We start from the raw sequence: 18069 nt of genomic DNA, 5'->3' as shown, positions 1-18069 counted from the left end.
TTGCGGGGTGCCAGCCCCTTGCAAAGCCCGGCCCGGCGGGCATAGGTCTCGCCTGACATTCAAGGCAAGGGCGATGACAGGGCCGGCAATCTCATTTCAGGGCGTGACGCGCCGCTATCCGCAAAAGGGCGACAGCGATGTCGTGGCGCTGCACGACATCTGGCTGGACGTGCCGCAGGGCGCGATCACCGGCATCATCGGCCGTTCCGGCGCCGGCAAGTCGACGCTTCTGCGCATGGTGAACGGGCTGGAACGTCCCAGCGCCGGCAAGGTGATCGTGAACGAGCGTGACGTGGGCGCCGCCTCGGATGCCAGCCTGCGCCGCATCCGGCGCGAGGTCGGCATGATCTTCCAGCATTTCAACCTGCTGGCCAGCCGCACCGTTGCCGAGAACATCGCCCTGCCGCTGGAGATCGCCGGCGAGGACCGCGCCAGGATCGCCCCCCGCATCGCGGAACTGATCGAGCGCGTCGGCCTGACCGCGCAAGCCGGCCGCTATCCGGCCGAGCTTTCCGGCGGCCAGAAACAACGCGTCGGCATCGCCCGCGCGCTTGCCACCGGGCCGCGCGTGCTCTTGTCGGACGAGGCGACCTCGGCGCTCGACCCCGACACCACGCGGCAGGTGCTGGAACTCTTGCAGCGCATCAACCGCGAACTGGGCCTGACCATCCTGCTCATCACCCATGAAATGGCGGTGGTGCGCGACATCTGCAGCCATGTGGCGGTGATCGAGGGCGGCCGCATCGTCGAGACCGGCGAAACCTACGAAGTATTCTCGAAACCCGCCCATCCCACCACGCGCTCGTTCCTGACCGGCGTCACCGGCGTCGCCGTGCCGCAATTCGTCGCCGGCCAGATGCAGGACACGCCGCAGGGTCCCGAGGCACAGGCGGTCACACAGATCACCTTCATCGGCAGCCATGCCACCGACCCGATGCTGGCGCGGCTGACGGCCGAGCGCGGCATCAGCATCAACATCCTGGCCGGCGCCATCGAAGAGATCGGGACCAAGCCCTTCGGCAGCCTGATCGTCGCCCTGCCTGCCGCGCGGCTGGAGGAATCGCGCCGCTTCCTGGAAGAACACGGGCTTCTGACCGAGGTGCTTGGCTATGTCGGCTAACCTGATCCCGATCCTGTGGCAGGCGACGCTGCAAACGCTCTACATGGTCGCCATGTCCACCCTGATCGGCACGCTGATCGGCGGGCCGCTGGGCGTATTCCTGGCCACCTCGCGCCGGGGCGAACTGCTCTCGGCGCCCTGGCTGAACACCACCCTCGGCCTGGTGGTGAATGCGGCGCGCTCGACGCCCTTCATCATCCTGGTGGTGGCGATCATCCCGTTCACGCGGCTGATCGCCGGTACCTCGATCGGCACCACCGCCGCCATCGTGCCGCTGACCATCGCCGCGGCGCCCTTCATCGCCCGCCTCATCGAGACCGCCATCCGCGAAGTCGATGCCGGCCTGATCGAGGCCGCCCGCGCCATGGGCGCCACCCCCGGCCAGATCGTCCGCAAGGTGCTGATCCCCGAGGCGATGCCCGGCATCATCCTGGGCCTGACGCTCGCCGTGGTCAGCCTGATCGGCTATTCCGCCATGGTCGGCGCGGTCGGCGGCGAGGGGCTGGGCGATCTCGGCATCCGCTACGGCTACCAGCGCTTCATGCCCGAGGTGATGCTGGCCGTGGTCGTGATCCTGATCGTGCTGGTGCAACTGGTGCAGTCGGCCGGCGAATGGATCGCCGCCCGTTTCGACAAGCGCGCGCCCCGCAACCGGGGCCGATAAGCAGAAAGGACCAATCATGCGCACATTCAGCCTTGCCGCCCTGACCTCGGCACTCGCCATCTCTGCCACCATGGCCGCCACCATGGTCTCGGCCGAGGAAATCAAGGTCGGCGTCTCGCCGGGGGAACATGGCGAGATCATGGAAGAGGTCGCCAAGGTCGCCAAGGACAAGGGCCTGACCATCGACATCGTCGAGTTCACCGATTACGTGGTGCCGAACCAGGCGCTGGCCGATGGCGACCTGCAAGCCAACAGCTTCCAGCACCAGCCCTATCTGGACAACCAGATCAAGGACCGCGGCTTCGACCTGGTCGCCATCGCCAGGACCATCACCACGCCGATGGGCGTCTATTCGGACAAGCTGAAATCGCTGGACGAACTGCCCGATGGTGCCAAGGTCGCGATCCCGAACGACCCGACCAATGGCGGCCGCGCGCTGCTGCTCCTGCAGGACAAGGGCGCGATCACGCTGGCCGAGAACACCGGCCTCACCCCTTCGCCGCTCGACGTGACCGGGAACCCCAAGAACTTCAGGTTCCTGGAACTCGACGCCGCGCAACTGCCCCGCGCGCTGGCCGATGCCGACATCGCCATCATCAACACCAACTATGCGCTGGATGCCGGCCTCAACCCGAACGAGGACGCCATCGCCATGGAAAAACCCGACAGCCCCTATGCCAACATCATCGTGGTGCGCAATGGCGACGAGGACGCGGCCTGGGCCAAGCAACTGGTCGAGGCCTATCACGACCCGGCGGTGAAGCAGTTCATCGAGGAAAAATACCAGGGCGCCGTCATCCCGGCCTGGTGATCCTTTCCGTTTTCCAAATACCCCGGGGGTCCGGGGGCAGCGCCCCCGTGACGGGTGTCAAAAGGTTTGAGCCTCTGTGATTTTCTGGGTGTGTAAAATCAATGGGTTACATGGGCGAGTGTCAAAAGGTTTGAGCCTTTCGGCACGAAAGTCGCCATTTTCGCGGAAGCGCGGAAATTCTGGCGACGAAAAATCAATAGGTTAGCTGGGGTGCCGTGCGCAGTTTTGCGCACACCGTAAACCTTTTTGTTTACGGTTTACGCTGTCCAAGATCGTCGGCCGAAGTGGGCAACCCTTCCTCTACAGCCATCCGAGACCAAGATTCGAAGCTCCGCTTAAAATAGCCTCGGGGACGAGCTGGATGAGTGCTCTGCAACTCAACCTGCCGCATAAAGTCAAACATCGCGGCAGCCGCAACCTCATGGACTTCATAACCCATGATCGTGCCGTGCTCCGGATCGATGGCTTGCTCGGGGTCTGCCTTGACGGCTGAGAGAACCTTAACGAGTAGATGCACTACCGTAGACTGGCAAAAAATCGCATAGTCTTCTCTCCCGAACTCGCCTGTCTCCGCCGGGTCACTCCTTCCGACCAGCCAGTCTATTGACACGTCAAAGCCATCCGCAATGCCGATGAGCGCATCCAGTCCAGGTCGCTGGGGAGACTTCAGATTCATATAGTTTTCAAGAGAGCGTTTCGGCAGGCCGCATCGTTCCGCCATCTCTTGAATGGTCAGCTTGTGCTTCGTCTGAAGCACCCGCAGTCGTTCGGCTACGTCCGTAGCCTTTGCATCAACGCTCATTGGCACACCTTATCAAGTGTGATTTACACCTTATTAGGTTCTAACATGCACCTGATGAGGGCGCTTTGTCAGCTTCTAACACCTATCATGACGATCTTCCCGCGCGCTATCTCAAAATCCGCGTGGCTTTTGCTGCTCGTGGCACATCGCTGCACGCTTGGTGTCAGGAATCGGGCGTAAAAATGCAAAACGCCCGGGCCGCGCTGTTGGGGCAATGGCGGGGTCCAAAGGCTCAACAGCTGATCGAACGCATACTGGAAGCAGCGGAGTGGCCTCGGGAATGATTGTGCCGCTCTCGAATCTTGTGGGTGTAGGCCCACTGCCTGCGACGCGCATGGGTATCCATAAATGGGCGAAAGCGCGCAACATACCTCGCAAGTATCATGGCAACCGGCTGATGGTTGAGGTCACCGACCTTCCCGCAGATGTTCGCCGGGCCTACGAACTGCGCGAGATTGAGGCGACCGGCCTTCCGGCTGGCGACTATGACGATGCGGCCCACGAGCGTTTTGCCGAGGCCACGCCCGCCATGCAAGCTATCGCCCTGCGCAAAGCCGAGATTGCCCGGTTCCTCGTGAAGGCCGGAGCGGGCGCCACGTTTGGACTGTCGGCCAGCCTGGTGCAGGCGGTGCGGCAAGAATTTGGTCCGGAGGGCACCGACCGCATGACCCTGCGGCGCATCCTTCGCACTGTTGAGGGTGTCGACCCTATCAATTTCGCCCCGGCCCTGATGCCCGACTTTTCGCGCGGCGGACGACCGCAAGACAAGGTTTCGGCCGAGGCATGGTCCTTCTTCATGACCACGATCCGCGATGCCGGGCCGCAATTCCCGTTCAAGCAGGCTTGGCGCGACGTCCGGGACGTAGCGCGCAAGCGGGGCTGGCAATGGCCTGCCTACAGGACCGTTCTGCGGCGTTGGAATGACCTGCCCGAGGCGCTGGGGCTTGCGCCCGATGCCAGCGAAGCCGACATTCTGGACCTACTGCAACGCCTGCGCGACATGCTCGGCCGGGTGACGGGCGCCAAAGGCGCCGTCGCGCAGCTGGCCGAGCTGGCCGTGATCGCGCGCGACCTCGGGCAAGAAAACCGGATACCGCGCTATGCGGAGGGTGAACCGGACCCGGCCCGCTTCGTGCCGGCGGAGACCTTGCAAGCGGTTCTGACCGAGCGCAACGAGGCGCAAGCAGTGTTGCGCGAGCAGAACGCCAAGGCGAGGGTCGATGACGCTTTCGCGCGGGGCTATCTCTCGCCCGCCATGCGCGATTGGGCGATGGCCCTTTGCATGTCCGACCCGCCGAGCTTCGATCTGTTCATCGAAAAGGCGGTTCCGCCTTATGCGCATCTGTTCAAGCCCGCGACGACCTCGGCCATGCCGCCCGGCTTCGCCTCAGATGGCGGCGCGGCGATCCGTTCGGCCGAGGAAATCGCGATCTGCGAGCAGCTGGGCCTCAAGCCCGGATCGCTTCTGGATTGACCGGATCGGGCCGTGACGGGCGGCCCATGCCTTCGGCGGTGTGCCTGATGCGCCGCCGAAACCCTGCGCTCCGGTCGCGCCCCTTCTGGGCGGCCGGAGCGCAGATCCACCGCAAGAGAACGGACATGACGCAAAACGCCAGTTCAACGCCTGATGAAGCCCTATTGCAGCACGTGGCGGCGCATCGTCCAGGCCGTCCCGGAAAGATCGCCCTGGACCCGGAATTGCGAGCCTTCGTCGAGGCGCGGCTTTCGCGCATGACCTTTGCCGAGATCGAAGCCGAGGTGGCGGCACATTTCCCGCCCGACCGCCGCACCAGCCTTAGCGCGATCCATCGCTGGTGGCGGCGGATGCAGCGGGGCGAAACGTGATCCCGAACAGCCGCCCGCCCTCGCCAGTGCCCACGGCACAGGTCGCGCCTTTCGTCCAGGTTCTCGGGCTTGAGGGCGCGATTCGCTTCATCCTCGCCTTCGGTGGTGCCGAGCTTTACATCGGCAAGAACCCTCGCGACACCAACGAACTGGTGCAGATGTTCGGGCGCGAGGCCGTCGAGGCGCTGGCGAACCTCGCCACGCTGCCAAGGCGCATTCCCCTGGCGAAGCCATGGCTTGCCGCACACTTCTATGCGCAGGGCCTGTCCATCGCCCAGATCGCCCGCAAGCTGCGCATCTCGGATATCACGGTTCGCACCTATCTACGCCGCGAAGCCGAGAACCGCGAGCGACTGCGCGCCGATGCGGAGCTCCGCGCCAGAAAGAGGCCGTGATTGCTGTTGCCGCCGCTTCAGGCTATGGCTGCCGTGACCGCGATTGGCTACTGCGCCAACGCCACTGCCTCACGGCTGCGGGATCGGTCAGGGCCAGCAGCCTGCGAGAGGGCGAAGGCCGGCCTCGTTCCGGCGCAGAGCAATCGCAGCAGGTCGCCGGCAATCGCCTGTCATCGGCTATTGTCAGCTGATCCCACAAATTGCGGCTCAAACCTTTTGACACCGTAGATCAAAGGTTTTGACACATGACAACGGGGGCAGAGCCCCCACCCCCGGGTCACGCAGGAAACGCCCCGCCGACGAAGCGGGGCGTTTTCTCATTCCGGCTTCATGCTGCCGCCGCGGCGCAGGCGGTCGTGCCAGCTCAGCGCCTCCTCGATCAGGTGCGGCGTATGCCCGCCCCGTGCCAGCGCCCGGCCATGGTAGTCCTCCAGCGCGTCGCGCCATTCCGGCGCCACGCAGTTTCGCAAGACCACCTGCGCCCGCTCGCGCGGGGACAGGCCGCGCAGGTCCGCCAGCCCCTGCTCGGTGACCAGGATGTCCACGTCGTGCTCGGTATGATCGACATGGCTGACCATCGGCACCGCCGAGGAAATCCGCCCGTCCTTGGCCATGGACTTGGTGACGAAGACCGACAGATAGGCGTTGCGCGCGAAATCGCCCGAGCCGCCGATGCCGTTCATCATCTGCGTGCCCATGACATGGGTCGAGTTCACGTTGCCGTAAAGGTCGAATTCCAGCGCCGTGTTGATGCAGATCAGCCCCAGCCGCCGCACCACCTCGGGGTGGTTGGAAATCTCTTGCGGGCGCAGCACCAGCTTGGGCTTGAACTCGGCAAAGCGCGCCATCACGTCGCGGTATTTCGGCGCCGAAAGCGTGATCGAGGAGCCCGAGGCAAAGACCATCTTGCCCGCATCCATCAGGTCGAAGGTCGAATCCTGCAAGACCTCGCTATACATGGTCAGGTCGTGGAACGGGCTGTCGACAAAGCCGTGCAGCACCGCGTTCGCAATGGTGCCGATGCCGGCCTGCAACGGGTGCAGGTGGCTGGGCAGGCGGGACTGCGCGACCTCGTGCTTCAGGAATTCGGTCAGGTGGCCGGCGATGGCGCGGGTCTCGGCATCCGGGTCGTGGATGGTCGAGGACGAGTCGAGCTTGGTCGAGATCACGATGGCCGCGATGCGCTCGGGCGGCACCGGGATGAAGGGAAAGCCGACGCGGCTTTCCGGCGTCACCACCGGGATCGGCGTGCGGGTCGGGCGATAGGTCGGGATATAGATGTCGTGCAGCCCCTCCAGCGCCTCTGGCTGGCTCAGGTTGATCTCGACGATCACCTTCTCGGCCAGAAGCGCGAAGCTGGCGGAATTGCCGACCGAGGTGGTGGGGACGATGCCCCCGGTCTCGGTGATCGCCACCGCCTCGATGATGGCGATGTCCACCGGCGGCAACTGGCAGGTGCGCAACTGCTCGACCGTCTCGGACAGGTGCTGGTCGATATACATCACCTCGCCCGCGTTGATCGCCCGGCGCAGCGCCGGATCGGACATGAAGGGGATACGGCGCGACAGCACCTTGGCCTCGGCCAGCGTCTTGTCCAGATCGTTGCCCAGCGACGCCCCGGTCATCAGCGTGACCTTCAGCGGCGCGGCCTTGGCGCGCTCGGCCAGCGCCATGGGCACGGCCTTGGCCTCGCCGGCGCGGGTAAAGCCGCTCATGCCCAGCACCATGCCGTCGCGGATCAGGCTTGCGGCCTGATCGGCACCGACCACGCGCTCGCGCAGAGCCTTGTGGCGGATGCGGTGAAGGTAATTCTCGGTCATGGCGTCCTCGCTGATCTTGGCGGGATGATTAGGCGCAAAGCCGGGAACTGACAAATCAACCCAGCCATGCGCGCAAGGAAAAGCCGGCCCGAAGGCCGGCTTGCGCAACATCGTTTCCCACTCGTTACCGACAGATTGTCAGCGGCGCTTGCCCAGCGACCAGGCCCCGTCGCCCAGAAGCGCCAGCGCGACCATGGTGATGGCCCAGAGCACGGGGTATTCCCAGCCGCCGCCCGGATTGCTGAAGGTGAAGCCCGAACCGCCATGCCCGAACCAGGCGGCGCCCAGCAGCACGGCAACCATCGCCAGCGCGACCTGGCGGGTAAAGAGCCCGGCGATCAGCGCCAGGCCGCCCAGGACCTCGGCCAGGATGGTCAGGTAGCCCAGGACACCGGGCAGGCCGATGGACTGGAAATAGCCCGCCGTGCCCGCGGGAGTGAAGACCACGAGCTTGATCAGCCCGTGGACGAGGAACCAGGCGCCGGTCGAGACCCGCAGGATGAAGGCGGCGATGTCGGCATTGCGCTCGGCCAGGGTCGGGGTCGGTGCCAGGGTCGGGGCACTTTGGCTCAGGTCGGTCATGGTGCGTTTCCTTGCAACTGTTCGTTGCGCATCAGATAGCCCTTGGCCATTGCCGCGAAAATTGCCATATTCGTGGAAACATTGTCGCCACTTTGGGGATGCAGATGGACAGGATCGACGGCATCCGCGCCTTTGTCGCCGTGGTCGATGCAGGATCGTTCACCCGCGCGGGCGAGCGGCTGGGGATCTCGAACAAGCTGGTTAGCAAATATGTCGCGGCGCTGGAGGGGCAGCAGGGCGTCACGCTGCTTAACCGCACCACCCGCGCGCTGTCGCTGACCCCGGCGGGCGAGCGCTACCTGACCGCCGCCCGCCGCGTGCTGGCGGCGGTCGAGGAACTGGATGCGCAGGCCCATGCCGAGGAGGGTGCGCTGACGGGCCGGCTGCGCATCACCGCACCCGTCGCCTTTGGCGAGATGTTCGCGACCACCCTGACCCGCGATTTTGCCCGTGCGCATCCGGGCATCGATATCGACCTGAACCTGTCGGACCGCTATGTCGACCTGGCGGCCGAGGGCTTCGACCTGGCGCTGCGCATCGGCCAGCTTCCCGATTCCAGCCTGATCGCCCGCCGCATCGGCCAGACCGAGACCTGGGTGGTGGCCAGCCCCGCCTATCTGGCCGCGCATCCACGCCCGGACCGGCCCGAGGATCTGCGCGACCATGTGAACATCCGCGACAGCAATGCCCAGAATCCGGGCCGGGCCGTCTTTCTGATCGAGGGCAAGGCGGTCAGCGTCCCCTTGCCCGGCCGCATCACGGTCAACAGCGCCCAAGCCGTGCGGCGGTTGGTGCTGGAGGGCGAGGGCGTCGCGCTGATCCCCAGCTTCGTCGTCGCCCGCGACGTGGCCGAGGGCCGGCTGGAACGACTGCTGCCCGGTTTCGTCCGCCCGCAACTGGACATCCAGGCGCTGTATCTGCCGCGACCCTTCCTGCCGCCACGGCTGACGGCCTATCTGGACCACCTGCGGATGGGGCTCAGCCCGCTGCTGAAAGCACCGCGCCCGGATTCATGATGCCCAGCGGATCGAGCGCCGCCTTGATCGCTCGCATCGCCGCCAGCCGCGCCGGATCGCCCCAGCGGGCCAGATCGCCGGTCTTCAGCCGCCCCACGCCATGCTCGGCCGAGAACGAGCCGCCGCGCGCGACCACCATGCCATGCACCCGTTCCGACAGCGCCTTGCGCCGGTCGTCATAATCCGCGCGATGGCGTCCCGGCGCCGGGAACAGGTTGTAATGCAGGTTGCCGTCGCCCAGATGGCCGAAGCAGTTGATCCGCACCCCCTCACCCGACAACGCCGCGCCGGCATCGCGGATGAAGCCGGCGATTTCCGACAGCGGCAGGCTGATGTCATGGCTGGCGACGGCGCCGATGCGGCGGTTCGCCTCGGGGATATGTTCGCGCAGGTGCCAGAAGCCCGCCGCCTGCGCCCCCGATTGCGCGATCACCCCATCGGTGACAAGGCCGCGCTCCATGGCATCCATGAGCAGCCCCTCCAGCGCCGCCTCGGGGGCCATCCCTTCGGGCAGGCCGACCTCGACCAGCACCGACCATTCCACGCCGGGCAGGGGCTGGCGGATCTCGGGCAGCACCTCGGCCAGAAAGGCCAGCCCCTGCCCGCCGATCAGCTCGAAGGCGGTGACGCCGCCGGCCATGCGCCCCTCGGCCAGCGCAAGAAGCGTCAGCGCCGCCTCGGGCGAGGGCACCTGCAGCATGGCGGTGCCGATATTCGGCGGCGGCACCACCAGCTTGAGGCTGGCGGCGGTGATGACGCCCAGCGTGCCCTCGGCCCCGATCAGCAGGTCGCGCAGGTCGTAGCCGGTATTGTCCTTGCGCAGCCGCTTCAGGTCGTGGACGACCGAGCCGTCGGGCAGCACCGCCTCGATGCCCAGGCACAGCGCGCGGGCCGTGCCATAGCGCAGCGCGGTGACGCCGCCGGCATTGGTCGCAAGGCAGCCGCCGATGGCCGCGGTGCCCTGGCTCGCCAGCGACAGCGGGAACAGCCGGCCCGCGCCCTCGGCCGCGTCGCGCACGGCTTGCAGGGTCATGCCGGCCTCGGCCACCAGCACGTTCTCTTCGGGCCAGACGCCGCGCAGCGCGGTCATCCGCTCCAGCGACAGGATCAGCGGCGCCGGACCGTCGGGCATCACCTGGCCCGCGACCAGCCCGGTGCCGCCGCCGCGCGGCACGATGGCGACGCGGGCCTCGGCGCAGGCGCGGACCACAGAGGCGACCTCATCGGTATTGCGCGGTGCGGCGACCAGCCCGGCATGGCCCCGCCAGCGGCCGCGCGGCTCCTCCAGATAGGCGGGCGTCACCTCGCGCAGCACACCGGCGGGCAGGCGCGCGGCCAGGGCGTCGTCGGCGGGATTCAGCATCAGCGCACCTCGGTCTTGCCGCGCCGGTCGTGGCGCAGGTTGGAATAAAGCACATGATTGCGCCAGCGGCCGTTGATCTGCAGATAGCTTTGCGCGACGCCCTCATACTTGAAGCCCGAGCGTTCCAGCACCCCGCGCGAAGGGGTGTTCTCGGGCAGGCAGGCGGCCTCGATGCGGCTCAGGTCCATCTCGCTGAACGCATGCTGCACCAGCGCGCCGATGGCCTCGCGCATGTAGCCCTGCCGGGCGAAGGGCTGGCCGATCCAATAGCCGATGGTCGCCGATTGCGCCGGGCCGCGGCGGATATTGTCCAGCGTGATCGCCCCCAGCAGCGTGCCGTCGCGCCGGATCAGGAACAACGGCAGCGCCGTGCCGTTGCGGCTGGCGCGCTGCGCCCAATAGACCCGGTTGGTGAAGCTGCGCTTCGACAGGTGATCGGGCGCCCAGACCGGCTCCCACGGGGTCAGGAAGGCGCGGCTTTCGACCCGCAGCGCCACCCATGGCCCGAAATCCGCATGCGCCGGCAGGCGCAGCACCATCCGCTCGGTTTCCAGGCGCGGCGGACGGCGGCGGGAGAACATCAGGCGGCAAGCCTTTCGGCAAGCACCTCGCGCGAGGGCGCGCCCTCGACCGGCCCGTAAAGCGCCAGCGCCGGACGGGCATGGGCGATCAGCCGCTCGGCATGGGCGCGGATAGCGGCGACGGTCACGGCGTCGATGCGCTCGGCCACCTCGGCGGGATCGGGCACCCGGCCCCAGATCGAGAGCGAGCGCGCCATGCGCTCGGCCTGGCCGGTCGGGCTTTCCAGGCCCATCAGCAGCCCGGCCTTGAGCTGCGCCCGCGCGCGGGCCACCTCGGTCTCGGTCATGTCCTCGGCCGAGCGTTTCAACTCGTCCACGGTCAGCGTGGCCAGGTCGGCGATCTGCTCGCCCGAAGTGCCGGCATAGATCGTCACCATGCCGGTATCGTCATGAAAGCCGCTTTGCGCAAAGATCGAATAGCACAGGCCCTTTTCCTCGCGCAGCTTCTGGAACAGGCGCGAGGACATGCCGCCCCCCAGCGCCGAGGTCCAGATCTGCGCGGCATAGAAATCGGGCGCCTGATAGCCCGGCCCCTCGAAGGCCAGCGCGAAATGCGCCTGCTCCAACCCCTTGACGCGACGGGCCTCGGCGCCCTGCCAGCGGGCGGGCTCGCGCTTGGTCAGGGCACGGGCCGGCAGATGACCGAAGATCGCCTCGACCTGGCGCAGGATGCGGTCGTGCTCGACCGCGCCGGCGGCGGAAACGATCATGCGCTCGGGGCCGTAATGTTCGCCGATGAAACCCGACAGGTCGTCGCGGCCAAAGCGGCTGACCCGCTCGGCCGGCCCCAGGATGGTGCGGCCCATGGGCTGGTCGGGATAGGCCGCCTCTTGCAGCCAGTCGAAGATCACGTCGTCGGGCGTGTCCAGCGCCTGGCCGATCTCTTGCAGGATCACGCCGCGCTCGACCTCGATCTCGCGCTGGTCGAAGACCGGATTCATGACGATGTCCGAGATGACGTCCAGCGCCAGCTCCACATCCCCCGCCAGCACCCGCGCGTAATAGGAGGTCACGTCGCGCGAGGTATAGGCGTTGATATAGCCGCCGACATTCTCGATCGACTCGACGATCTCCAGCGCGCTGCGCCGCGCCGTGCCCTTGAAGGCCATGTGTTCAAGGAAATGGGCGATGCCGTTCTGCTCGGCGCGCTCGTCGCGGCAGCCGGCATTGACCCAGATGCCGATGGCGGCGGAATGCAGGCCGGGCATGTCGCGGCTGACGACACGCAGGCCGTTGGGAAGGGTGCTGATGCGGATCTGGCTCACACTGTTCTCCGTTCAAGGATCAGCGATTTAATGGCATCGGCGTCATTTGCAATACGGGTGATGCGTTCGTCGCGCTGGAACAGGTCGGCCATGTGCGGCGGCAGAGGCGGGCGAATGCCGATGGCGGCCTCGACCGCATCGGGGAATTTCGCCGGATGCGCGGTCGACAGGCTGACCATCGGCACGCCGGGACGCATATGCTCGCGCGCCACCTTCACGGCGACGGCGGTATGCGGGCAGATCACCTCGCCCGTCTCCTCGCGGATGGTGGCGATCATCGCCGTCGTCTCCGCCTCCGAGGCGCGCCCCGAGACATAGGTCTCGCGCAACTGCTGCAACGCGCCCTGGCTGATGGCGAAGCCGCCGGATTTCAGCTCGTCCATCAGCCGCGACACGGCATTGCCGTCATGGTCATAGGCCAGCCACAGCGCGCGTTCGAAGTTCGAACTGACCTGGATGTCCATCGAAGGGCTGATCGAGGGACGGGCGGTGCCGACGCGGTATTCGCCGCTGGTCAGCGCCCGGTGCAGGATGTCGTTCTGGTTGGTGGCCACGATCAGCCTGCCGATGGACAGGCCCATGGTCCTGGCGATGGAGCCTGCGAAGATATCGCCGAAATTGCCGGTCGGCACGGTGAAGTCCACCTCGCGCCGCGGCGCGCCAAGGCTGACGGCGGCGGTGAAGTAATAGACGATCTGCGCCAGCACCCGCGCCCAGTTGATCGAATTGACGCCCGCAAGCCCGACCGCATTGCGGAAATCGTGGTCGTTGAACAGATCCTTCAGCCGCGCCTGGCAATCGTCGAAGGTGCCGTCGACCGCCAGCGCATGGACGTTGGCGTCGGCAGGCGTGGACATCTGCCGGCGCTGCACCTCGCTGACCCGGCCATGCGGATACATGATGAACACGTCGACGTTGGGCAGGCCCCGGAACGCCTCGATCGCGGCCGAGCCGGTATCGCCCGAGGTCGCGCCAAGGATCGTGACCCGCTGCCCCGAGCGCGCCAGCGCCAGCTGGAACAGCTGGCCGATCAGCTGCATGGCGAAGTCCTTGAAGGCCAGCGTGGGCCCGTGGAACAGCTCCAGCAGGTGATGGCCGGGCGCAAGCTGGACCAGCGGCGCACGGGCGATATGGTCGAAGCCCTGATAGGCCCGGGCGATGGCATCGCGCAACTCGGCATCGTCGAAGCTTTCGCCGACGAAGGGGCTGATGACGCGCCGCGCGACCTCTTCATAGGGCAGGCCCTCGAAGCGGGCGATCTCATCGGCCGAGAACATCGGGATCGCCTCGGGCAGGTAAAGCCCGCCATCCCGCGCCAGCCCGGTCATCATCGCCTGTTCGAAGTCCAGGACCGGAGCCCGCCCCCGTGTCGAAACGTAACGCATCGCGTCCCCCTAGAATTGCCGCTGCCTGATACGCCAGATCAGCGCCACTGTCATCCCTGCCCAAACCGCAGCGATCATGAACCATTGCGCGGCATAGCTCAGGTGGTTGTTCGGAATGCCCTCGACCGCGACCGGGATCGGCCGCACCCCCTGCGCATCGCCCCGCACCTCGGCCGCCACGACCAGCACCGGCTCGGTCCCCAGCTGCGCGGCCATGGCGGGCACGTCGCGGGCGAACCAGACGTTCTCGGTCAGGTTGGGCTCGGGCGTGGCGCTGCCCTTCTCGTCGGGCCAGTGCAGGTTGCCCGCCACCTCCAGCCGCACCGGCGGGCGCGGGGCACGCTTGTGGTCCTGATCGACGAAACCCCGATCCAGCAGGATCCTGCGCCCGTCATCGGTGACGAAACCCGAGACGACCTGATAGCCGCCGCCCGCCTCGCGCGTGCCCGACAGCACGTCGATCTCCTGACCCGTGGTCTGGCCCGAGACCAGCACCGGCATGTATTTCATCGACGGATCCACCGCTGCCGGCAGGGGCACGGGCCGGCCCTCGATCCTTTGCTGGATCTGGGCGATCAGCCCTTCTTTCCAGTCCAGCCGCTGAAGCTGCCACATGCCCAGCGAAATCAGGATGGCGCAGCCCACCACACCGACGATCAGCGGGAACAGGTAACGGCGCATGGGTGGGCCTCCAAAGCAAACGGCGCGGGAACATCTGCCCCGCGCCGTGGAAATCTCTGTCGGGATCAGCGGCCCCAGATATAGATCACGACAAAGAGGAACAGCCAGACCACATCGACGAAATGCCAATACCAGGCGGCGGCCTCGAAGCCGACATGCTGCTTCTGGGTCATCTGACCCTTGAGCAGGCGGATCAGGCAGACGAACAGGAAGATCGTGCCGATGATGACATGGGCACCGTGGAACCCGGTGGCCATGTAGAAGGCGCCGGCATAGACAGTATCAGCCAGGCCAAACGCCGCGTGGCTGTATTCATAGGCTTGCAAGCCGGTGAAGCAGACGCCCAGGATCACCGCGACGATCAGCCCGTTGATCGTGGTCTTGCGATCGCCTTCATGCACGAAGGCATGGTGCGCCCAGGTCACGGCAACGCCCGAAAGCAGCAGGATCAGCGTGTTGATCAGCGGCAGGTGCCAGGGGTCGAAGGTAACGATGCCCTCGGGCGGCCAGACGCCGTCCTTGATCGGGCTGTCCGGTCCCATCGGATACAGGGCGTTCTTGATGAAGGCCCAGAACCAGGCGACGAAGAACATCACCTCGGACATGATGAACAGGATGAAGCCGTATTGCAGGCCGATGCGCACCACCGGGGTATGTTCGCCCGTCTCGCCCTCGTTCACGACATCGGCCCACCAGCCGAACATGACGTAGAGCACGCCCACCAGACCGATCAGGAACATCCACGGCCCCTCGACAGGAAGCCCGAAGAAGGTGATGCCCTTCATCCAGGCGACCGCGCCGGTCAGCATCACGAAGGCGCCGATCGCGCCGAAGAACGGCCAGATCGATGGCGGCAGGATCTGATAGTCGTGGTTCTTTACATGGGCCATGGCTGCATTTCCGGCTGTTGCTGGTTCTTGTTGCTCAGTTTACGGTCGGTTCCGTTTTCGCGTCCAGCGCCGCCTGTTTGGGCGCGGGCGGATCGGTCCGATGGAAGGTATAGGACAGGGTGATGTCGCGGATGCGACCGGCGTCGCGGTCGTTCACCAGATCGGCATCGACGAAGAAGCTGACCGGCATCTCGACCCGCTCCCCCGGCTGCAGGGTCTGCTCGGTAAAGCAGAAGCATTCGATCTTGTTGAAGAAATAGCCGGCCGCATCGGGCGCCACGTTATAGCTCGCCGTGCCGGTCACCGGCTCGTCGGTGTTGTTGATCGCCTCGTAGAAGGCGATGGCGTTCTCGCCGATCTTCAGCTCCATCTCGCGCTGCATCGGGCGGAAGGTCCAGCCGAGATTGCTGTCCGCATTGGCGTCGAAGCGCACCCGGATCTTTTCGTCCAGCACCGTGTCCGACGCGGCCTCGGCCACGTTGGTGGTGCCGGCAAAGCCGGTTACCTTGCAGAACCAGGAATAGAACGGCACCGCCGCCCAGCTGAGCGCACCCATCAGCACCACGACGCCGGCCAGCATGGCCACGGTGCGGGTGTTCGACCTTGGCTTCTTCCCGCCGCTCATTGGTTCGCCTCCTGCATGACGCCCTGCGTGGCGGCAGGGGTGCCCGGCGCGGCCACGGGCGCGGCATTCGGCGCCGGCGGATCGGGATCGGGCGGCAGCATCGAGGCGCGCGGCCGGTGGTCATAACCCTGCATCATGTCGCCCTGGGTGATCTTGACCACCGAGAGCCCGAAGACCAGCGCGACGAAGGCCAGCAGCACGACCAGCAGGCCGATGTTCCGGCTGCGGCGGCGCTTGTGCAACTCATGCTCGACCTGGGGCAGCATCACCATCCTCCGACCCAATGCTGGACCAGCAGCGTCAGGAAATGCAGGAAGGTGTAATAGAGCGACAGGCGGAAATAACGCTTCTCGACCCGGTAGCCATCGGCCTGGGCCTGGTCCTCGCTGCGGCGCAGGATCTGCCAGCCCCCGGCGATGAACAGCGCATTCAGCACCACCGAGACCGCCAGGTAGAGCGGCCCGCCGACCGAGGTGAAGCCCAGCCAGAGCGCAAAGGGCGCCAGCACCAGCGTATAGGCGAAGATATGGCAACGCGTGACCTTGCGGCCATGGGTCACGGTCAGCATCGGCACGCCGGCCTTGGAATAGTCGTCCTTCATGAACAGCGCCAAGGCCCAGAAATGCGGCGGCGTCCAGAAGAAGATCAGCGCGAACATCAACAGCGACTCGATGCCGATGCCGCCGGTGGCGCAGGCCCAGCCGATCATGGGCGGGAAGGCCCCGGCCGCGCCGCCGATGACGATGTTCTGCGGCGTCGAGCGTTTCAGCCAGATCGTATAGACCACGGCATAGAAGAAGATGGTGAAGGCCAGGAACCCGGCCGCGAACCAGTTCGCCGCCAGCCCCAGCATCATCACCGACAGGCCCGACAGCGCGATGCCGACCGCCAGCGCCTCTTGCGAGGTGACGCGGCCCGAGGGCACGGGACGGCCCGCGGTGCGACGCATCACCGCATCGATGTCGGCGTCATACCACATGTTGAGGGCGCCCGAGGCCCCGCCCCCCAGCGCGATGAACAGCACCGCGCAGAAGGCGACGAAGGGGTTGACCGGCTGCGGCGCGATCCACAGCCCCACGAAGGCCGTGAACACCACCAGCGACATGACGCGCGGCTTCAGAAGCGCGACATAGTCCCCGAAGCCCGCCTCGGCAGGCCCCTCATATGCGTTGATATCGGCCACGGCCCGGCCTTACTCTGCCGAGGCCAGCTTGACGGGGCTGGCGGGCAGGTAGTCCGAGGCGTCGGCGGCGAATTCCTCTTTCGCGCCGGCAAGCCAGGCTTCGTATTTCTCCTGGCTGACCGCCTTGACGACGATGGGCATATAGGCGTGGTTGATGCCGCAAAGCTCGGAGCACTGGCCGAAATAGACGCCCTCCTGGTCGACCGAGAACCACAGCTGCGCGATGCGGCCCGGCACGGCGTCCTGCTTGACGGCGAAGGCGGGGATGGTCCAGGCGTGGATCACGTCGGTGGCGGTCACCTGGACCAGGACCTTCTTGCCGACCGGAACCACGACCGGGTTGTCGGTCGCCAGCAGATACTCGTCCTCGGAATAGCCGGCATCGGCCAGGGCCTCTTTCTCCAGCATCAGCGCATCGAAGGCGACGCCGTCATTGGGGTATTCATAGGACCAGTACCACTGGTGGCCGATGGCCTTGATCACCAGGTCGGGATCGTTCGGCATCTCCTGGCTGCGGAACAGGATCGGCAGCGAGAAGGCCCCGATCGCCACCAGGATCAGCACCGGGACCAGGGTCCAGATCACCTCGATCGGAGTGTTGTGGGTAAAGCGCGCCGGCACCGGATTCGCCCGGCGGTTGAAACGGACGATGCAGATCAGCAGCAGCAGGCAGACGAAGATCGTCACGGCCGTGATGATGTAGAGCACGAAATGATCCAGCCATTGCTGGTCATGCGCCAGCGGGCTCGACGCCGGTTGGAAGTTCATCCCGCCGTTCACCGGCTTGCCGATCACCGGCAGATCGCCCAGCACGTCCTGCGCCAAGGCCGGCACGGCCGTCATCGTCGCAACTCCCAGGCTCATCACCGCCGCCACCCCGCGGCGCTTGGTCGCAATTGCCATCATCCCATCCCGTTGCCTATCATGCCGCCGGCAGGCCCCTGTCCTGAGGCCGCCGGCATTCGGTCCTGCACCAGAACCATATCTTACCCCGGCGGGCAAGCCATACCTATCGACTTCTTGTCAAAAAAGCCCTAGGCG

General features: G+C 66.1%; 20 protein-coding genes. 7 read left to right on the top strand and 13 right to left on the bottom strand.

Features of this window, described 5'->3' with window-relative positions; translation table 11 throughout:
• The first annotated feature begins 73 nt into the window (after window positions 1-73).
• Genes QPR87_RS14990 through QPR87_RS14980 form a run of 3 tightly spaced genes read left to right on the top strand, consistent with a single transcriptional unit; the run spans window position 74 to window position 2595 of the window.
• Entirely contained in the window at window positions 74-1120 is a 1047-nt protein-coding gene (locus QPR87_RS14990; protein WP_041530464.1) for a methionine ABC transporter ATP-binding protein, read from the top strand.
• The gene (locus QPR87_RS14985) at window positions 1110-1784 is read left to right on the top strand and encodes a methionine ABC transporter permease (RefSeq protein WP_011750533.1); all 675 of its coding nucleotides are present in this window, start codon (window positions 1110-1112) and stop codon (window positions 1782-1784) included. Before QPR87_RS14990 ends, QPR87_RS14985 begins: the two co-directional genes overlap by 11 nt.
• A 16-nt stretch (window positions 1785-1800) precedes the next feature.
• Entirely contained in the window at window positions 1801-2595 is a 795-nt protein-coding gene (locus tag QPR87_RS14980; protein WP_011750534.1) for a MetQ/NlpA family ABC transporter substrate-binding protein, read from the top strand.
• A gap of 250 nt (window positions 2596-2845) precedes the next feature.
• Here the strand turns inward: QPR87_RS14980 and QPR87_RS14975 are convergent, their stop codons facing one another.
• The gene (locus QPR87_RS14975) at window positions 2846-3397 is read right to left on the bottom strand and encodes a helix-turn-helix domain-containing protein (protein ID WP_285050070.1); all 552 of its coding nucleotides are present in this window, start codon (window positions 3395-3397) and stop codon (window positions 2846-2848) included.
• Window positions 3398-3794: 397 nt separating this feature from the next.
• On the opposite strand from QPR87_RS14975, the gene QPR87_RS14970 reads away from it, so the two are divergent.
• The 3 genes from QPR87_RS14970 (at window position 3795) to QPR87_RS14960 (ending at window position 5637) form a co-directional block, all read left to right on the top strand.
• Window positions 3795-4871, top strand: coding sequence for a DNA-binding domain-containing protein (locus QPR87_RS14970; protein ID WP_285050068.1), 1077 nt, complete (start codon window positions 3795-3797; stop codon window positions 4869-4871).
• A gap of 125 nt (window positions 4872-4996) precedes the next feature.
• Window positions 4997-5242 (top strand): hypothetical protein, encoded by a 246-nt coding sequence (locus QPR87_RS14965; RefSeq protein WP_147278012.1) that lies wholly within the window; start codon window positions 4997-4999, stop codon window positions 5240-5242.
• Window positions 5239-5637 (top strand): helix-turn-helix domain-containing protein, encoded by a 399-nt coding sequence (locus QPR87_RS14960; RefSeq protein ID WP_285050066.1) that lies wholly within the window; start codon window positions 5239-5241, stop codon window positions 5635-5637. Before QPR87_RS14965 ends, QPR87_RS14960 begins: the two co-directional genes overlap by 4 nt.
• A gap of 317 nt (window positions 5638-5954) precedes the next feature.
• Here the strand turns inward: QPR87_RS14960 and scpC are convergent, their stop codons facing one another.
• Entirely contained in the window at window positions 5955-7457 is a 1503-nt protein-coding gene (scpC, locus tag QPR87_RS14955) for a succinyl-CoA:acetate CoA-transferase ScpC (RefSeq protein WP_285050064.1), read from the bottom strand.
• Between the two features lie 138 nt (window positions 7458-7595).
• On the bottom strand, window positions 7596-8039 hold the full coding sequence (locus QPR87_RS14950; protein ID WP_285050063.1) for a DoxX family protein: 444 nt from the start codon (window positions 8037-8039) through the stop codon (window positions 7596-7598).
• 104 nt (window positions 8040-8143) lie between these two features.
• On the opposite strand from QPR87_RS14950, the gene QPR87_RS14945 reads away from it, so the two are divergent.
• Window positions 8144-9055, top strand: a complete 912-nt coding sequence (locus QPR87_RS14945) for a LysR family transcriptional regulator (RefSeq protein ID WP_285050061.1) — start codon at window positions 8144-8146, stop codon at window positions 9053-9055.
• Here the strand turns inward: QPR87_RS14945 and QPR87_RS14940 are convergent.
• From QPR87_RS14940 to coxB, 10 genes are all read right to left on the bottom strand, one after another.
• Complete coding sequence (locus tag QPR87_RS14940) at window positions 9018-10418, bottom strand: FAD-binding oxidoreductase (protein ID WP_285050060.1); 1401 nt, start codon at window positions 10416-10418, stop codon at window positions 9018-9020. The two genes, QPR87_RS14945 and QPR87_RS14940, sit on opposite strands and share 38 nt — an antisense overlap.
• On the bottom strand, window positions 10418-10999 hold the full coding sequence (locus QPR87_RS14935; RefSeq protein ID WP_011750539.1) for a GNAT family N-acetyltransferase: 582 nt from the start codon (window positions 10997-10999) through the stop codon (window positions 10418-10420). Before QPR87_RS14935 ends, QPR87_RS14940 begins: the two co-directional genes overlap by 1 nt.
• Window positions 10999-12264 (bottom strand): M16 family metallopeptidase, encoded by a 1266-nt coding sequence (locus QPR87_RS14930; RefSeq protein ID WP_011750540.1) that lies wholly within the window; start codon window positions 12262-12264, stop codon window positions 10999-11001. Before QPR87_RS14930 ends, QPR87_RS14935 begins: the two co-directional genes overlap by 1 nt.
• Complete coding sequence (thrC, locus tag QPR87_RS14925) at window positions 12261-13649, bottom strand: threonine synthase (RefSeq protein ID WP_285050058.1); 1389 nt, start codon at window positions 13647-13649, stop codon at window positions 12261-12263. Before thrC ends, QPR87_RS14930 begins: the two co-directional genes overlap by 4 nt.
• A 9-nt stretch (window positions 13650-13658) precedes the next feature.
• Window positions 13659-14330: an SURF1 family protein gene (locus QPR87_RS14920; protein WP_230999972.1), complete on the bottom strand. Its 672-nt coding sequence runs from the start codon at window positions 14328-14330 to the stop codon at window positions 13659-13661.
• Between the two features lie 65 nt (window positions 14331-14395).
• The gene (locus QPR87_RS14915; RefSeq protein WP_011750543.1) at window positions 14396-15220 is read right to left on the bottom strand and encodes a cytochrome c oxidase subunit 3; all 825 of its coding nucleotides are present in this window, start codon (window positions 15218-15220) and stop codon (window positions 14396-14398) included.
• 34 nt (window positions 15221-15254) lie between these two features.
• Window positions 15255-15845: a cytochrome c oxidase assembly protein gene (locus tag QPR87_RS14910; RefSeq protein WP_285050056.1), complete on the bottom strand. Its 591-nt coding sequence runs from the start codon at window positions 15843-15845 to the stop codon at window positions 15255-15257.
• Window positions 15842-16111 (bottom strand): cytochrome c oxidase system small membrane protein, encoded by a 270-nt coding sequence (locus QPR87_RS14905; protein WP_285050055.1) that lies wholly within the window; start codon window positions 16109-16111, stop codon window positions 15842-15844. Before QPR87_RS14905 ends, QPR87_RS14910 begins: the two co-directional genes overlap by 4 nt.
• Window positions 16111-17028 carry a heme o synthase gene (cyoE, locus tag QPR87_RS14900; protein WP_285050054.1) on the bottom strand — a complete coding sequence of 306 codons (918 nt, stop codon included), beginning with the start codon at window positions 17026-17028 and terminating at the stop codon, window positions 16111-16113. The genes QPR87_RS14905 and cyoE overlap by 1 nt, the downstream gene beginning before the upstream one ends.
• A 9-nt stretch (window positions 17029-17037) precedes the next feature.
• Window positions 17038-17934, bottom strand: coding sequence for a cytochrome c oxidase subunit II (gene coxB / locus QPR87_RS14895; protein WP_011750547.1), 897 nt, complete (start codon window positions 17932-17934; stop codon window positions 17038-17040).
• Between the last annotated feature and the right edge of the window lie 135 nt (window positions 17935-18069).

The organism is Paracoccus sp. SSJ (genome assembly GCF_030234105.1).
GTDB lineage: Bacteria > Pseudomonadota > Alphaproteobacteria > Rhodobacterales > Rhodobacteraceae > Paracoccus > Paracoccus denitrificans.
The sequence above is the reverse complement of the archived record's forward strand: the minus strand, read 5'-3'. Positions and strand labels throughout refer to the sequence as shown.

Bases quoted from the DNA above. Each gene is read 5' to 3' on its own strand.
- QPR87_RS14965 (WP_147278012.1), top strand. From the start codon at position 4,997: ATGACGCAAAACGCCAGTTCAACGCCTGATGAAGCCCTATTGCAGCAC.
- scpC (WP_285050064.1), bottom strand. From the start codon at position 7,457: ATGACCGAGAATTACCTTCACCGCATCCGCCACAAGGCTCTGCGCGAG.
- QPR87_RS14920 (WP_230999972.1), bottom strand. From the start codon at position 14,330: ATGCGCCGTTACCTGTTCCCGCTGATCGTCGGTGTGGTGGGCTGCGCC.
- QPR87_RS14915 (WP_011750543.1), bottom strand. From the start codon at position 15,220: ATGGCCCATGTAAAGAACCACGACTATCAGATCCTGCCGCCATCGATC.
- QPR87_RS14945 (WP_285050061.1), top strand. From the start codon at position 8,144: ATGGACAGGATCGACGGCATCCGCGCCTTTGTCGCCGTGGTCGATGCA.
- thrC (WP_285050058.1), bottom strand. From the start codon at position 13,649: ATGCGTTACGTTTCGACACGGGGGCGGGCTCCGGTCCTGGACTTCGAA.
- QPR87_RS14970 (WP_285050068.1), top strand. From the start codon at position 3,795: ATGGTTGAGGTCACCGACCTTCCCGCAGATGTTCGCCGGGCCTACGAA.
- coxB (WP_011750547.1), bottom strand. From the start codon at position 17,934: ATGATGGCAATTGCGACCAAGCGCCGCGGGGTGGCGGCGGTGATGAGC.
- QPR87_RS14950 (WP_285050063.1), bottom strand. From the start codon at position 8,039: ATGACCGACCTGAGCCAAAGTGCCCCGACCCTGGCACCGACCCCGACC.
- QPR87_RS14980 (WP_011750534.1), top strand. From the start codon at position 1,801: ATGCGCACATTCAGCCTTGCCGCCCTGACCTCGGCACTCGCCATCTCT.
- QPR87_RS14905 (WP_285050055.1), bottom strand. From the start codon at position 16,111: ATGCTGCCCCAGGTCGAGCATGAGTTGCACAAGCGCCGCCGCAGCCGG.
- QPR87_RS14990 (WP_041530464.1), top strand. From the start codon at position 74: ATGACAGGGCCGGCAATCTCATTTCAGGGCGTGACGCGCCGCTATCCG.
- QPR87_RS14910 (WP_285050056.1), bottom strand. From the start codon at position 15,845: ATGAGCGGCGGGAAGAAGCCAAGGTCGAACACCCGCACCGTGGCCATG.
- QPR87_RS14935 (WP_011750539.1), bottom strand. From the start codon at position 10,999: ATGTTCTCCCGCCGCCGTCCGCCGCGCCTGGAAACCGAGCGGATGGTG.
- QPR87_RS14940 (WP_285050060.1), bottom strand. From the start codon at position 10,418: ATGCTGAATCCCGCCGACGACGCCCTGGCCGCGCGCCTGCCCGCCGGT.
- QPR87_RS14975 (WP_285050070.1), bottom strand. From the start codon at position 3,397: ATGAGCGTTGATGCAAAGGCTACGGACGTAGCCGAACGACTGCGGGTG.
- QPR87_RS14985 (WP_011750533.1), top strand. From the start codon at position 1,110: ATGTCGGCTAACCTGATCCCGATCCTGTGGCAGGCGACGCTGCAAACG.